This is a genomic window from Roseovarius spongiae (assembly GCF_003651245.1).
GTDB classification, from domain to species: Bacteria; Pseudomonadota; Alphaproteobacteria; order Rhodobacterales; family Rhodobacteraceae; genus Roseovarius; species Roseovarius spongiae.
Window position 1 is genome coordinate 35777 of record NZ_RAPE01000005.1, and the last position, 14245, is coordinate 50021.

A 14245-nucleotide genomic window follows, 5' to 3' on the forward strand; every position below is an offset into this window, starting at 1 on the left:
CGCGTCTGTCGCGCGCCGCCCTGCCATTGTCAAGACGCCCCCCCTTACGCCCGCCCGCCGCGGCCTGTAGCATGCCCGCGCCCGACAAGTAGGATGCCATACCCATGCAAGACGCCCCCGCTCTCCTCCACCGCCTGTTCGAACGCGCCGTCGCGGTCGCCGACCCGATGCAGAGTCTCGCCCGCGTGCTGCCGCCCCGCCCCGATGGCCGGGTCGTGGTCGTGGGCGCGGGCAAGGCGTCCGCGCGCATGGCCGAGGCGGTCGAAGCCGCTTGGGGCCCCTGCGAGGGGCTGATCATCACCCGCTACGGCTATGGCCGGCCAACCGCGGGGATCGAGATCGTCGAGGCGGCGCACCCGATCCCCGACGCCGCCGGAGCCGAAGCGACCGCGCGGATGCTGGCGCTGCTCGAGGGGCTGGGCGAGGGGGATTTCGTGCTCGCGCTCATCTCAGGCGGCGGATCGGCCCTGCTGACAGCGCCCGCGGGCGACATCACGCTGGCCGAGAAACAGGCGCTTACCGACGCTCTGCTGGCCAGCGGCGCCCCCATCGGGACGCTCAACGCCATCCGCAAGCAGATCAGCCAGGTGAAGGGCGGCAGACTGGCCGCCGCCGCGTGGCCGGCGCGGATGCTGGCGCTGATGATCTCGGACGTGCCGGGGGACGATCCCGGCGATATCGCCAGCGGCCCGACCGTGGGGCAGGCCGGCGACGCCGCCGGCGCGCTCGCCGCGCTCGACCGCTGGAGCGTCAAGGCGCCGGATTCGGTCACCGCCTTCCTGCGCGCGGGCGGCGATCCTCTCGCCCCCTCGGATCCGCGCCTCGGCGGGGTCGAGAACGTGATCTTCGCCGCGCCCGCGCAATCGCTGGCGGCGGCGGCAGAACTCGCGCGCGAGGACGGGATCGAGGCGCGCATCCTCGGCGACGCGCTCGAGGGGGAGGCGCGCGAGGTGGCGCGCGCGCATGCGGCGCTCGCGCTCGAGACGCAGGCCGGGATGGCGGCGGAGGACGCGCCGGTGCTGCTGCTTTCCGGCGGTGAGCTGACCGTCACGCGAACCGGCGACGGCACCGGCGGGCCGAACGCGGAATACGCGCTGGCGCTCGGGATCGCGCTGCAAGGCGCGCCGGGCATCCATGCGCTGGCCTGCGACACCGACGGCGTCGATGGCGCGGCCGAGGTGGCGGGCGCCGCGTTCGGCCCCGACCTGCCGGAGCGCGCCCGCGCCCGTGGCATCGATCCCGAAGCGGCGCTCGCGCGCAACGACGCGCACGGGTTCTTCGCCGCGGTGGACGGGCAGGTGGTGACGGGGCCGACGCTGACCAACGTGAACGATTTCCGCGCGATCCTGGTTCACCCCCCGGCTTGAGGCCCAAGACTTTTCAGGGAAAAGTCTTGTGAATTCTCTTTTGATAAAGAGAATTCTAGCCCGGCGCGCGCAGAAGCGTGATGCGCGTCTCCCCGTAGCGGCGTTCGTCCAGCATCTCGCAACCCATGGGCGGCGTTATCTCGGCGCCTTCCTCCCACGCGATCAGCGCGCCGGGGGCGATCCAGCCGCCCGCCATCGCCGCCGCCAGCGCCGCTTCGCCCAAATCCCGCCCATAGGGGGGATCGAGAAAGACCAGACCGCAGGGCGCGCCCTCCACCCTGCCGATGCGGCGCGCGTCGCGGCGCAGCACGCGCGCGACGCCTTCGGCGCGGCACAGCGCGATGTTCTGCCCGAGCAGCGCCAGCGCCTTGCGACCGTTTTCGACAAAGACCGCGCCGGCCGCCCCGCGCGAGAGCGCCTCGAGGCCCAGCGCCCCGGTCCCGGCGAAAAGGTCGAGCACACGGGTCTCATTCGAGGGCAGGTCATGACTGCGCAGCACGTTGAACAGGCTCTCGCGCACCCGGTCGCCGGTGGGGCGCAGCGCCGCCGCCGCGTCGCCCTTGCCCACCGAGGCGAGCCTGCGCCCGCGATTGGCCCCGGCGATGATCCTCACCCGCGCAGCAGCGACTTGAGCTCGACGCCCGGATCGGCCACCACCGAGGGGTCGGGCGATTTCCCGGCCTCGATCAGCCGCTTGCCGACCATGTAGGCGCGCGGCTCGTTCATCGCGTCGACCGCGAGCAATCGCGGGCCGCGGTAATACCAGTAGGACACCGCGCCCTCGCCGTCGCCCGGGCGGGTCACGATCCGGTCATAGCCGGTGTTGAGGCCGGCGATCTGCAACTTCACGTCATACTGGTCCGACCAAAACCACGGCTGCGCGACGTATTCACGCCCCGCGCCCATGATGTTGTCCGCCACGCATTCGCCCATGTCGATGGCGTTGGGCACGCTCTCCAGCCGGATCCGCCCGCCCCCATGCGGGAAGGACGCGCAATCGCCCGCCGCCCAGATGTCCGGGTCGCTGGTCCGGCCCAGCGCGTCCACCCTGATGCCGTTGTCGATCGTCAGCCCGGACAGTTCGGCCAGTTGCGTGGCGGGTGCGATGCCGACGCCGACGATGACGAAATCGACCGCCAGTTCGCTGCCGTCGCTGAGCCGCGCTCCGCGCACCACGTCCTCGCCCAGCAACGTGTCGAGCCCGACGCCCTCGCGGATGTCGACGCCATGCGCGGCGTGCAGCGCGCGGAAATAGTCCGAGGTTTCCGGCGCCGCGACCCGTTGCAGGATGCGGTCGGCCATCTCGACCAGCGTGACCTCCAGACCCTTCTTCGCCGCCACCGCCGCCGCCTCGAGCCCGATATAGCCGCCGCCGACGATCAGCACGCGCCGGCCCGGTTCAAAGCGCGGCGCCATCGCGTCCACGTCGGCCAGGTCGCGCACGGTGAACACGCCCGCCAGATTGCCCCCGATCGAGGCGGGCAGGCGGCGCGGCGTCGACCCGGTGGTGAGAACGAGGTGATTGTAAGCGATGACCTCGTCGCCCAGGCGCACCTCGCGGCCCTGCCGGTCAATCGCCTCGACCCGCCGGCCAAGGCGCAGATCGATGCCGTTCTCGGCGTAAAAACTCTCGGGGCGCAGGTAGAGCCGCTCGAGCGCCATCTCGCCCAGCAGGTATTTCTTGGACAGAGGCGGGCGCTGGTAGGGCGGCGCGGGTTCGGCCCCGATCAGGGTGACGGGCCCCTCAAAGCCCGCATTGCGCAGCTTCGCGACAAGCGACGATCCCGCCTGCCCCGCCCCGATGACGACAACACTGGACATGGCGCCCCCCCTGGTTTCATGGTCGACTCTGGTTCGGACCCTATATCCGGAACCAAGGCAGACGCAATTCCATGACAGGAGCGAAAATGAGCATTTCCAAGGGCGACAGACTTCCCGACGCGACGCTGGCGGGCATGGGGACGGACGGGCCGGAGGCGGTCGACCTCGGCCAGCGCCTGAAAGGGCGCAAGGTGGTGATCTTCGCCGTGCCCGGCGCCTACACCCCGACCTGCCATTCCGCGCATGTGCCAAGCTTCATACGCACCAAGGCGGATTTCGACGCCAAGGGCGTGGACGAGGTCATCTGCCTCAGCGTGAACGACCCCTTCGTGATGCAGAGCTGGGGCGAGGCCACGGGCGCGAGCGCGGCGGGCATCACCATGCTGGGCGACCCCGAGGCGGGTTTCACCAAGGCGATCGGCATGGATTTCTCGGCCCCGCCCGCCGGCCTGATCGACCGCTCGCGCCGCTACGCGATGCTGGTCGAGGATGGCGCGGTCACATTGCTGCACGCCGAGGAAAACCCCGGCGCCTGCGAGGTCTCCGCCGGCGAGGCGCTGCTCGCGGCGATCTGAGGGAACGCACAGGGCTGCTTTCTGTCTCGAATATCCCAGGGGGTCCGTTGAACTCGCCTGCAAATTCAACGCCAGGGGGCAGCGCCCCCTGCCCCGAAACCTGTGCGCCGCAAGGCGCTCTATCGGATCACGCCTCGCGCGCCCCGCGACTCAGCTCGCGAGCGATTCCATCTTGCGGGCGAGCTTGGTGTCCAGCGCGCTCAGCCCGTCGACGTCATGGGTGGTGAGCGTCACCTTGACCGTGTTGTAGACGTTGGACCATTCCGGGTGGTGGTTCCATTTCTCGGCCCAGATCGCGGCGCGGGCCATGAAGCCGAAGGCATCGGCGAAATCGGCGAACTTGAAGGTGCGGGTGATCGCGTCGCGCCCCTCGACCATCTCCCAGCCGCCCTCGAGCAGCGGGGCAAGCATGGTGTCGCGCGCGGTGTCGCTCAGTTTCTCGGTCATCGGGGCTCCTCCAGCGTGGTTTTGCGGAACGGTCCGTGATCGGTGAGGATGTCGATATCCTCCTCGACCGCGTCCCGCTCCGCCTTGAGATAGTGCTCGACCGCGTCCCTGAAACCCGCGTCGGCCAGCCAGTGCAGCGAATGGGTGGGCGTCGGCATGTATCCGCGCGCCAGCTTGTGTTCGCCCTGCGCGCCGGCCTCGACGCGCGCCATGCCATGCGCGATGGCGTAGTCGATGGCGCGGTAGTAGCAGAGCTCGAAATGCAGGCAGGGGTGATCCTCGATGCAGCCCCAGTAGCGGCCAAAGAGCGTCTGCGCCCCGATCATGTTGAGCGCCCCGGCCACCGGCGCGCCCTCGCGGATCGCAAGGACGAGCAGGATATCGTCGCGCAGCGTCTCCTGCGCGATGTCGAAGAAATCCCGCGTGAGGTAGGGCGTGCCCCATTTGCGCGCGCCGGTATCCTGGTAGAAGCGCCAAAACGCGTCCCAGTGTTCGGCGCGGATCGCGTCGCCGGTCAGTTCCACGATCTGCCCGCCGAACCCCTGCGCGGCGCGGCGCTCCTTGCGGATGTTCTTGCGCTTGCGCGCGCTTAGCTGCGCGAGGAAGGCGTCAAAATCCGCGTACCCGTCGTTCAGCCAGTGGAACTGCTGGCTGGTGCGCGCCAGCAGGCCGAGATCCGCGCCCGCGCGCGCCTCCTCTTCGGTGCAGAAGGTCACGTGCAGCGACGACAGCCCGTTGCGCTGCGCCAGTTGCATCGCGCCCTGCGCCAGCGCGGGCCGCCCGATCTCTTCGAAGCCGGGGCGCACGAGGAACCGCCGCCCGGTGGCAGGGGTGAAGGGCACGGCGATCTGCAATTTCGGGTAATACCGCCCGCCCGCGCGTTCGTAGGCGTGCGCCCAGTTGTGATCGAAGATGTATTCGCCCTGGCTGTGCGCCTTCGCGTAGAGCGGCGCGCAGGCGATCATCCGCCCGCCCGTATGCGCGGTCAGGTAGAGCGGCTGCCAGCCGCTGCCGGCGCCGACCGAGCCGCTGTCCTCAAGCGCCTTGAGAAAGCGATGCGTGGTGAAGGGATCGCGCGCCCGCCCGCCCTGTGCGGCCTCGGGGCAGGCGCAGGCGTCCCAGTCCGCAGCCGCGATGGCGCTGAGGGTGTCATGCGTCTCGACCGTGATTTCCGTGCTGGGCAATGCGTCCTCCCCCGTCCGTCCCAATCTGTGCCTCGCCGGCGCGGGATCAAGCCGTGAGCGGCGGCAGGTAGCCCTCAAACGTGATGTTGTCGGCGACGCGACGGGCGGCGGCCTCTTCCTGCGGGGAACGGATCGTCCAGCAGAGAACCGCCGCGCCCTCCGCCTTGAGTTCGGCCACGCGGGGGCGGGCGAGGTCGTCGGCCTCGTGGCTGATGAAACACGCGCCGGCCGCGGCGTAATCGGGGACGGCGCGCAGGCGGTCGCGCGTCGCCTTGGTGAGCTCGGGCCAGTCCCGCGCGCGGTAGGCGCTGGTCACGATGCCGCGCGGCGCGTCCGGGCAGAGCCGGGCCAGCGCAATCACCTGGTGCGGGTTGAAGGACATGAGCGCCAGCGGCCCCGCATAGCCCCGCAGGGCGGCGGCGACGGCGGCCTCGAGCCTCTCGTCGCTGCCCTCCATCGCGCCCTGCTGGTCCTTCAGTTCCACCAGGAGCGGCACGCGTCCGCCCACCATGTCGAGCACCTCGGCGAAACCCGGCGCGCCGTCCTCACCGCCCAGCAGCGGCAGGCGCGCGAGTTCGGCGGCGGAGATGTCCTGCACGCGGCCCGCCCGGCCGGTGAGCCGGTCGAGCGCGTCGTCGTGGAACACCACCGCCTGCCCGTCGCGCGTGCATTGCAGGTCGATCTCGATCCCGTAGCCGGCATCGACCGCCGCGCGGATCGCGGCGCGCGAGTTCTCGGGGCGTCTCGCCTGCCTGTCATGCAGCGCGCGATGCGCGAGCGGCACGGCGCGCAGCGCCTCGGGCAGCGGGGTCATGCGAGTTCGAATATCCCGTCGATCTCGACCGCGACGCCCAGCGGCAGCGACGCCGCCGACACGGCGGCGCGGGCATGCTTGCCGACATCGCCCAGCGCCTCGGCCATGAGGTCGGAGGCGCCGTTGATGACCTGCGGCTGCTCGGTGAAATCGGGCGTGGAGTTGACGAAACCCGTCAGCCGGACCACCCGTTTCAGCCGGTCGAGATCGCCGTCGCACGCCGCCTTGACCTGCGCCAGCAGCGCGATGGCGCAGACCCGGGCCGCCGCCGCCCCCGCTTCGGTGTCCATGTCGGCGCCCAGCTTGCCGGTGATGAGCCCGTCCTCGCCCTTGGAGATCTGCCCCGAGACGTAGAGCAGATTGCCGCTCTGCACGAAGGGCACGTAATTGGCCGCCGGCGCGGGGGCCTCGGGCAGGGTGATGCCCAGTTCGGCCAGCTTGTCCTCGAATTTGCTCATGATCCATTTTCCTTTCGGCAGTGTGACGTCGCCCGGACGCTATCGCCGCGGCGCGCGAAAGGGAAACCGGAATCTGCCGCGCGCCCCGCCTAAAGCTTGCATGAAATCGCGTTAGACTGTAATTCGCGGGCGTGGTTTGGGCGGCTTCATGTTCGAGTGACGGGTCGTGGTCTGGCCACGGGCGCCGGGCTGCGCCCGTGATCCCGTGTTTTCGGGCTCCGGGCCGCATATCCCGATATCCTGAACGACGAGACACCGAAGAAGGCCGGAATTCGATCACGTGAACATGCCGACCCCCTCCAGCAGAACGGGCCGCGCCAGGGCGGCGCTCGCGTTCGTCTGCGCGCTGGTGCTGACGGCGTGCGGCGCGCCGGACCCCGCGCTGAACCGCGATGCGCCATACGACCCCTACGAGGCGGAAAACCGGCGGATGCATGCGTTCAACCGCAGCCTTGACCGCACCCTGATCCGTTCCGCCGGCAAGGGCTACTCCTCGGCGGTGCCGGACGATATCGAGATGGTGATCGGCAATTTCGCCGATAACATGTCGCTTCCCGTCGCCATCGTGAACAACATCCTGCAAGGCAACGGCAAGAGCGCCAGCGAGGATTTCTACCGCTTCCTCGTCAACAGCACGATCGGGCTGGGCGGGCTTTTCGACACGGCGACCGAGCTGGAAATGCCCGCGCCGAGCGGCGCGGATTTCGGCCAGACGCTCTATGTCTGGGGGGTGCATGAAGGCCCCTATATCGAACTGCCCTTGCTGGGCCCGTCGACCACGCGGGACGCGGTGGGACGGACGGTGGACCTGTTCGCCAATCCGCTGAAATACGCGCTCGAGTCGCCGGAATCCTACATCCCGACGGCCGCTTCGGCCTCCAAGGCGCTGACCACGCGCGGACGCTACAGCGAGACGATCGATTCGGTGCTCTACGACAGCGCGGACAGCTACGCGGCGTCCCGCTCGCTTTACCTGCAAAACCGCAGGTTCAAGGTAGGCAGGGGTAGCAGCGACGCCTATCTTGATCCCTACGACACCGGTTCGGGCGCCCAGACCAGCCCGGGCGACTCCTACGAGGACCCTTACGATGAATGACGTCACCCGCCGCACCGCATTGGTCACCGGGCTCGCCGCCGCGCTGGCCGCCAGCCTGCCCGCAGCGCCGGCCCTGGCGCTGACCGAGGCGCGCGCCAAGGCGCTGGTCGAACAGGTCGTGCGCGATATCAACGCCGTGATCGCCTCGGGCCGACCGCTGTCGCAGATGATCGCGCAGTTCGAGCATATCTTTCGCCGCTACGGCGACGTGAACATCATCGCCCGATCGACGCTCGGGGCGGACTCCCGCCGCGCGACCCCGGCGCAGATGCGCGCCTACACGAATGCGTTCCGCGGCTACATCGCGCGCAAGTACGGAAAGCGCTTCAACGAGTTCAAGGGCGGGCGCATCGAGGTGCGCGGCGTGCGCAAGGTCAAGTCCTGGTACGAAGTCATCACCACCGTCTACCTCCCCGGCGCAGCGCCCTTCGAGGTGCGCTTCCTCATATCGGACCGGTCGGGCAAGGACCTGTTCTTCGACATGGTGATCGAGGGCGTCAGCCTGCGCCTGAGCGAACGCACCGAGATCGGCTCGATGCTGGACCGGCGGCGCGGCAATATCGACGCGCTGATCCAGGACCTGAAAACCGCCGGGTAGGGTGCGTCGCGGCCATGGCGGGCCGCGACCCGCTCACCCGCCCAGCAACCGGCGCAGGATGTTCTCGATCGGGTTCACGCGCTCGCGCCCGCCCTGCGGCTGCGGTGTGGACTGGCCGGGGCGCGGGCGCTCGTCCTCGTAGAGCGGCGAGGCGGTTTGCGGCTCGGGCTCGGCGGGGCGTTCCCGGACGCGCAGCATCGGCAGCGGTTTCACCGGCATGCCCTCCTCGACCCGCTTCATGGTTTCCTGCCAGATTTCCGCCGGCAACCCGCCGCCCGTCACCCCGGTCAGCGGCGTGTTGTCGTCATAGCCCATCCACACGCCGGTCACGTAATCGGCGGTGAAGCCGAGGAACCAGGCGTCGCGCGCCGCCTGCGTGGTGCCGGTCTTGCCCGCCGCCTCGCGATCCGACAGTTTCGCGCGCCGCCCGGTGCCGGCCTCGATCACCTGGTGCATCATCCAGATCAGTTCCTTCGCCGCCGCCTCGCGGATCACCCGCTCGCCGATGCCGCCGCCGGCGCCCATCAGCGGTTCGTCCTGGCCCAGCAGCCGCAATTCGACCAGCCCGTAGGGCGTCACCGAGGAGCCCCCGTTGAGGATGCCCGCATACGCGCCCGTCATCTCGAGCAGCGTGCTCTCGGACGCGCCCAGCGCCAGCGCCGGCCCGGCGGCGAGGTCGCTCTTGATGCCGAATTCGCGCGCGACGCGACTGACGAGGTCGCGCCCGACGCTTTCGGACACCTTCACCGCCGGGATGTTGTAGGAATGCGTGAGCGCCTGGGCGAGCGTCACCCGCCCGTGATACTTGTGATCGTAATTGTCCGGGCACCAGCGGCCCGAGCCGGGAATGTCGATGCAGTAGCGGTCGTCCACCACCGTCGCCTGGCTGGAATAGCCCAGATCCAGCGCGGTCGCGTAGACGAAGGGCTTGAACGCCGATCCGGTCTGCCGGCTGGCCTGCGTGGCGCGGTTGAAGGCGCCGCTAACCTTGGTTTCGCGCCCGCCGACCATGCCGCGCACGGCGCCGTCGGCGGACATCACCACGATCGCCGCCTGGGCCTTGGACCCGTCGCGCACCTTGGTCTCGAAGATCTCGTGCATGGCGTCTTCCGCCGCCTTCTGGATGCGCTGGTCGAGCGTGGTGCGGATGATCACGTCCTCGGTCGTGTCGCGGGTAAAGAATTCGGGGCCGGACGCCATCACCCAGTCGGCGAAGTAACCGCCCGCCTGCGCCTCGGCCGCCTCTGACAGTTCGGCGGGGTTGGCGCGCGCTTCGCGCAGTTCGGCGTCCGTCAGATACCCCTGATCCGCCATCAGCCCGATCACCACCGCGGCGCGGTTTTGCGAACGCTCTATATTGCTGGTGGGGGCCAGCGTCGAGGGCGCGGTCAGCAGCCCGGCCAGCATCGCGCTTTCCGCCACGCTGAGGGTTGACGCCGATTTGCCGAAATAGCGCTGCGCGGCGGCCTCGGCGCCATAGGCGCCGCCGCCAAGGTAGGCGCGGTTGAGATAGATCGACAGGATGTCGGCCTTGGTGTACTTGGCCTCCATCGCCAGCGCATAGACCGCCTCCTTGGCCTTGCGCCAAAGCGAGGTCTGGCGGCAGTCCTGCACGTAGGCGGCTTCGCTCTCCCAGTCGTCGGCGTCGTATTTCACGCCGAGGCAGAGCAGCTTGGCCGTCTGTTGTGTGATTGTCGACCCGCCATGCCCGCTGAGCGGCCCGCGCCCTTCGCTGAGGTTGATGCGCACGGCGCTGGCGATGCCGATGGGATCGACGCCGGGGTGCATGTAGAACCGTTTGTCCTCGGTCGCGATGACCGCGTTGCGCAGGTGGCGCGACACGGTCTCGGCCCGGACGGTTCCGCCGAACTGGTCGCCCCGCCAGGCGAACACGTCCCCGTTGCGATCCAGGAGCGTCACCGATCCGCGCGCCCGCCCGTCGAGCAACTGCGCGACATCCGGCAGGGTGGTATAGACATAACCCGTGGCCAGCCCGACGATCAGCAGCACGACAAAGGCGACGCGCCAGCCGATCCCCCACACGACGCGCCAGATCCAGCGCAGCACCGCCAGCACGCCGCGCGTGAGCGGGTTGCCGCGCTTTCGCGCGCGACGCGCCGCGGGCTTCGCCTTCCGCCGCGCGGTCTTCGGGTTGGGCTTTGCTTTCGCCTTGGGTCTGCGCTTGTTCGCCACCAGCGGCGGCTTCCTGCGTCCTGAATTCGCCATGCCTGTCCTGCCTGCCCGGCCCTGCCTTAGCCATCGTTTTGCCCGACATTACCGCGCCCGGCACGGAATGTAGAGACGTCTTGAACCGCCCGCGTTCTAGCGCGTTTCGCAGCAAAGCTGAATTCCGGAATCTCACGCGATTCACGGCTCCGCGCAGCTCCTGTAGGTACCTGGTAAGAATACCCGACTCCGCCCGCTGCCGAAAACGCCGGCGCCGGTGTGTTTCGCCGCCGGTTCCGGCTGGCAGAATCGCCCGCAGTCATGCTAGGTCTTGTGGTATGGCCCAGAGCGTACCCAATATCGGCGACCCCCGCCCGCAAATCCGCCAACTGGACGAGGCCGCGATCAACCGCATCGCGGCCGGCGAAGTGGTCGAGCGGCCGGCGAGCGCCGTCAAGGAGCTGGTCGAGAATGCCATCGACGCGGGCGCGCGGCGGATCGACGTGGCCTACGGCGACGGCGGTAAGACGCTGATCCGCGTTACCGATGACGGCTGCGGCATCGCGCCGGACGACCTGCCGCTGGCGCTGGCGCGTCACGCCACGTCCAAGATGGACGGCTCCGACCTGCTCGCCATCCATACCTTCGGGTTCCGGGGCGAGGCGCTGGCCTCGCTGGGGGCGGTCGGGCGGCTCACCCTCGCCTCGCGCGCGGCGGGCGAGGACGCCGCCGAGATGAACGTCACGGGGGGCGCGGCGAGCGCGGTCAAACCCGCCGCGCTCAACGGCGGCACGGTGGTCACGCTGCGCGACCTGTTTCACGCCACGCCCGCGCGGCTCAAGTTCATGCGCACCGACCGGGCCGAGGCGCAGGCGATCGGTGATGTGGTCAAGCGGCTGGCGATGGCCGAACCCTTTGTCGGCTTCACCCTGCGCGACGTCTCGGGCGGCGGGGCGGGGCGCACGGTGTTCCGCGCCGACCCGGAGAGCGGCGATCTGTTCGACGCGATGAGCGCGCGACTGGCGCGGATCATGGGGCGCGAATTCACCGACAACGCGATTCGCATCGACGCCGCGCGCGACGGGCTGGGCATGACCGGCTTCGCGGGCCTGCCGACCTATTCGCGCGGCTCCGCGCTGGCGCAGTATCTGTTCGTCAACGGCCGCCCGGTGCGCGACCGGATGCTGACCGGCGCGCTGCGCGCCGCATATCGCGACCTGCTGAGCCGCGACCGCCACCCGGCGGCGGCCCTCTTCATCGAGTGCGACACCGCGCTGGTGGACGTGAACGTGCACCCGGCCAAGTCCGAGGTCCGCTTTCGCGATCCAGGCGCCGCGCGCGGGCTGATCGTATCGGGGCTGCGCCACGCGCTGGCCGAGGAAGGCCACCGCGCTTCGGGCACCGTGGCCGACGCGACGCTGGGCGCCTTCCGCCCCGATCCGGGCGGCGCGCGCATCTACCAGATGGACCGCGCCGGGCGGCCATCCATGCCGCGCCCCGCCGGCTTTGCCGAGATGCAGGGCAGCTACGCCGCGCGGGTCGAGGACAGCTCGCCAGAGGTGGACGAGACGCCTGCCGAAGCCGCGCCGCAGGATCTTCCCCTCGGCGCCGCCCGCGCGCAATTGCACGAGAACTACATCATCGCCCAGACCGCCGCCGGCATGGTGATCGTCGATCAGCACGCCGCGCATGAACGGCTGGTCTACGAGCGGCTCAAGCGCCAGATGGCGGAAAGCGGCGTCGCGGCGCAAGCGCTGCTCATCCCCGAGATCGTCGATCTGCCCGAGGACGAGCGCGCCACGCTGATCGGGGCGGCGGATGATCTCGCGCGGCTCGGCCTCGGGATCGAACCCTTCGGCGGCGGCGCCGTCGCGGTGCGCGAAACGCCCGCCTTGCTGGGGCCGGTGGATGCGCGCGCGCTGGTGCTCGACATCGTTGATGAACTGCGCGACGCCGGCGACAGCGACGCGCTCGCGACCCGCATCGACGCGATCCTGAGCCGGGTGGCCTGTCATGGCTCTGTCCGCTCGGGTCGCCGGATGCAGGCCGACGAGATGAACGCGCTGTTGCGCGAGATGGAGGCGACCCCGCATTCCGGCCAGTGCAACCACGGGCGCCCGACCTACGTGTCGCTTGCGCTTTCCGATATCGAACGGCTCTTCGGGCGCAGATGATCGAACTCGGCGGCGCGTCCCTTTCGCTCGACGATCCCCGCGCGCTGGCCGCGCTCGCGGGGCTGGCGGCGGTCGTGCTGGTGCTGTTCCTGCTGATCGCCGCGGTGCGCGCGGCGTCCCGCTCGGCGCGGCAGGTGGCGCTGATGGAGCGCCGGCTCCGCTCTCTCGGCGACGGCCAGCAGCAGCTTGCCGGGGGGCTCACCCATGTCGCGGAGGCGCAGTCGGCGGCGCAGACCAACATGCTGCACCTCATGGAAAAGCGGCTCTTGGAGGTGAGCGAGCGGATGAACGAGAACCTGCACGGCTCGGCCCGGCGCACCGCGCAGAGCCTTGGCGATCTGCAACAGCGGCTGGAAACCATCGACAAGGCGCAGGCCAACATCACCCGGCTTTCGGGCGACGTGCTGACGCTTCAGGACATTCTCAGCAACAAGCAGACCCGCGGCGCGTTCGGTGAAATCCAGTTGCACGACATCGTGCTCAAGGCGCTGCCCTCGGACAGTTACAGCCTGCAACGGACGCTCTCCAACGGGAGGCGCGCCGATTGCCTCATCCACCTGCCCAACCCGCCGGGGCCGATCTGCATCGACAGCAAGTTCCCGCTCGAGGCCTACGAGGCGCTGCGCCGCGCCGCGACCGACGCCGAGGCCGCCGAAGCCGCGCGGTTCCTGCGCGCCTCGGTGCGCAAGCATATCCGCGACATCGCCGAACGCTACATCCTCGACGGCGAGACGGCCGACGGCGCGCTGATGTTCCTGCCCTCCGAGGCGGTCTATGCGGAGCTGCACGCCAACTTTCCCGACCTCGTGCGCGAAGGGTTCGCCGCGAAGGTGTGGATCGTCTCGCCCACCACCTGCATGGCCACGCTGAACACCATGCGCGCCATCCTCAAGGACGCGCGGATGCGCGAACAGGCGGGCGCCATCCGGCGCGAGTTGGGGCTGCTCTTCGCCGATGTGGACCGGCTTGGCGCGCGGGTGGAGAACCTCGACCGGCATTTCGGGCAGGCGTCGAAGGATATCGCCGAGATCAAGATTTCCGCCGACAAGGCAGGGCGACGCGCACGGCGGCTCGACAATTTCGATTTCGAGGAACTGGCGCCGGAATCGGACCCCGCGATCCCCGAACTGCCCGCGGGCGAGTAGGCGTTTGGCGGGCGATCCGCCGCTACATCGTCTCGAGGCAATGACGCCGGAACGCGCGTTTCAGCATGTCGAGCTCCTCGCGCAGCAAGGTCACCTCGGCGCGGATGTCGTAGGCCAGCGCCTCGCCCGACATCAGCGCGAAATTGCCCAGCACGGTATCCGCCTGCGCGTCGCGGATCAGAAAGGTCTGCACGCCGTCGGCGATCATCTCCGCCGGGATCGGCACCCGCACGACCCAGTGGGCGGCGTCGGCGTTCTCGATCACCTCGACGCCCTTGACCCGTTCGTTCAGGTGCGTGACCTCGATCTTCGGCTGGGCGTTGCCCTCGCCTTCGTGGGTGAGCATGCCTTCCCAGACGCCCTCGAAGAGCCGGGTCTTGGTCAGGGTGAATTCGCTCAT

The 14245-nt window shown here is 69.6% G+C and carries 14 protein-coding genes; 6 read left to right on the forward strand and 8 right to left on the reverse strand.

Annotation, left to right across the window (positions count from 1 at the left end; all coding sequences use genetic code 11):
- Positions 1-104 precede the first annotated feature (104 nt).
- Complete coding sequence (locus tag D6850_RS15295; RefSeq protein ID WP_121168486.1) at positions 105-1367, forward strand: glycerate kinase type-2 family protein; 1263 nt, start codon at positions 105-107, stop codon at positions 1365-1367.
- Positions 1368-1422: 55 nt separating this feature from the next.
- Here the strand turns inward: D6850_RS15295 and rsmD are convergent, their stop codons facing one another.
- Entirely contained in the window at positions 1423-1980 is a 558-nt protein-coding gene (gene rsmD / locus D6850_RS15300; protein ID WP_121168487.1) for a 16S rRNA (guanine(966)-N(2))-methyltransferase RsmD, read from the reverse strand.
- The gene (locus D6850_RS15305) at positions 1977-3188 is read right to left on the reverse strand and encodes an NAD(P)/FAD-dependent oxidoreductase (protein WP_121168488.1); all 1212 of its coding nucleotides are present in this window, start codon (positions 3186-3188) and stop codon (positions 1977-1979) included. The genes rsmD and D6850_RS15305 overlap by 4 nt, the downstream gene beginning before the upstream one ends.
- A gap of 86 nt (positions 3189-3274) precedes the next feature.
- Here D6850_RS15305 and D6850_RS15310 point away from each other — a divergent pair, with 86 nt between their 5' ends.
- Positions 3275-3763 (forward strand): peroxiredoxin, encoded by a 489-nt coding sequence (locus D6850_RS15310; protein WP_121168489.1) that lies wholly within the window; start codon positions 3275-3277, stop codon positions 3761-3763.
- Positions 3764-3913: 150 nt separating this feature from the next.
- Here D6850_RS15310 and D6850_RS15315 read toward each other — a convergent pair whose 3' ends face one another.
- From D6850_RS15315 to D6850_RS15330, 4 genes are read right to left on the reverse strand one after another with little or no spacing between them, the layout of a single operon-like run.
- Positions 3914-4210: a 4a-hydroxytetrahydrobiopterin dehydratase gene (locus D6850_RS15315; protein ID WP_121168490.1), complete on the reverse strand. Its 297-nt coding sequence runs from the start codon at positions 4208-4210 to the stop codon at positions 3914-3916.
- The gene (locus D6850_RS15320) at positions 4207-5394 is read right to left on the reverse strand and encodes a GNAT family N-acetyltransferase (RefSeq protein ID WP_121168491.1); all 1188 of its coding nucleotides are present in this window, start codon (positions 5392-5394) and stop codon (positions 4207-4209) included. The genes D6850_RS15315 and D6850_RS15320 overlap by 4 nt, the downstream gene beginning before the upstream one ends.
- Before the next feature lie 46 nt (positions 5395-5440).
- A complete protein-coding gene (locus tag D6850_RS15325) occupies positions 5441-6208 on the reverse strand; it encodes a glycerophosphodiester phosphodiesterase family protein (protein ID WP_121168492.1) in 768 nt (255 codons plus the stop codon).
- Entirely contained in the window at positions 6205-6666 is a 462-nt protein-coding gene (locus D6850_RS15330; RefSeq protein WP_121168493.1) for a RidA family protein, read from the reverse strand. The genes D6850_RS15325 and D6850_RS15330 overlap by 4 nt, the downstream gene beginning before the upstream one ends.
- 286 nt (positions 6667-6952) lie before the next feature.
- On the opposite strand from D6850_RS15330, the gene D6850_RS15335 reads away from it, so the two are divergent.
- On the forward strand, positions 6953-7762 hold the full coding sequence (locus D6850_RS15335) for an MlaA family lipoprotein (protein ID WP_121168494.1): 810 nt from the start codon (positions 6953-6955) through the stop codon (positions 7760-7762).
- On the forward strand, positions 7755-8360 hold the full coding sequence (locus D6850_RS15340) for an MlaC/ttg2D family ABC transporter substrate-binding protein (protein ID WP_121168495.1): 606 nt from the start codon (positions 7755-7757) through the stop codon (positions 8358-8360). Before D6850_RS15335 ends, D6850_RS15340 begins: the two co-directional genes overlap by 8 nt.
- A gap of 33 nt (positions 8361-8393) precedes the next feature.
- Here the strand turns inward: D6850_RS15340 and D6850_RS15345 are convergent, their stop codons facing one another.
- Positions 8394-10586, reverse strand: a complete 2193-nt coding sequence (locus D6850_RS15345; protein WP_121168496.1) for a transglycosylase domain-containing protein — start codon at positions 10584-10586, stop codon at positions 8394-8396.
- Between the two features lie 278 nt (positions 10587-10864).
- On the opposite strand from D6850_RS15345, the gene mutL reads away from it, so the two are divergent.
- Together mutL and D6850_RS15355 are read left to right on the forward strand one after the other, a co-directional pair.
- Entirely contained in the window at positions 10865-12700 is a 1836-nt protein-coding gene (gene mutL / locus D6850_RS15350) for a DNA mismatch repair endonuclease MutL (protein WP_121168497.1), read from the forward strand.
- On the forward strand, positions 12697-13845 hold the full coding sequence (locus D6850_RS15355) for a DNA recombination protein RmuC (RefSeq protein WP_121168498.1): 1149 nt from the start codon (positions 12697-12699) through the stop codon (positions 13843-13845). Before mutL ends, D6850_RS15355 begins: the two co-directional genes overlap by 4 nt.
- 22 nt (positions 13846-13867) lie before the next feature.
- Here D6850_RS15355 and D6850_RS15360 read toward each other — a convergent pair whose 3' ends face one another.
- Positions 13868-14245: a hypothetical protein gene (locus tag D6850_RS15360; RefSeq protein WP_121168499.1), complete on the reverse strand. Its 378-nt coding sequence runs from the start codon at positions 14243-14245 to the stop codon at positions 13868-13870.

Coding starts and splice junctions, on each gene's coding strand:
- D6850_RS15315 (WP_121168490.1), bottom strand. CDS start 4,210: ATGACCGAGAAACTGAGCGACACCGCGCGCGACACCATGCTTGCCCCG.
- D6850_RS15360 (WP_121168499.1), bottom strand. CDS start 14,245: ATGAGCGAATTCACCCTGACCAAGACCCGGCTCTTCGAGGGCGTCTGG.
- D6850_RS15295 (WP_121168486.1), top strand. CDS start 105: ATGCAAGACGCCCCCGCTCTCCTCCACCGCCTGTTCGAACGCGCCGTC.
- D6850_RS15325 (WP_121168492.1), bottom strand. CDS start 6,208: ATGACCCCGCTGCCCGAGGCGCTGCGCGCCGTGCCGCTCGCGCATCGC.
- mutL (WP_121168497.1), top strand. CDS start 10,865: ATGGCCCAGAGCGTACCCAATATCGGCGACCCCCGCCCGCAAATCCGC.
- D6850_RS15305 (WP_121168488.1), bottom strand. CDS start 3,188: ATGTCCAGTGTTGTCGTCATCGGGGCGGGGCAGGCGGGATCGTCGCTT.
- D6850_RS15330 (WP_121168493.1), bottom strand. CDS start 6,666: ATGAGCAAATTCGAGGACAAGCTGGCCGAACTGGGCATCACCCTGCCC.
- D6850_RS15310 (WP_121168489.1), top strand. CDS start 3,275: ATGAGCATTTCCAAGGGCGACAGACTTCCCGACGCGACGCTGGCGGGC.
- D6850_RS15345 (WP_121168496.1), bottom strand. CDS start 10,586: ATGGCGAATTCAGGACGCAGGAAGCCGCCGCTGGTGGCGAACAAGCGC.
- D6850_RS15355 (WP_121168498.1), top strand. CDS start 12,697: ATGATCGAACTCGGCGGCGCGTCCCTTTCGCTCGACGATCCCCGCGCG.
- D6850_RS15335 (WP_121168494.1), top strand. CDS start 6,953: ATGCCGACCCCCTCCAGCAGAACGGGCCGCGCCAGGGCGGCGCTCGCG.
- D6850_RS15340 (WP_121168495.1), top strand. CDS start 7,755: ATGAATGACGTCACCCGCCGCACCGCATTGGTCACCGGGCTCGCCGCC.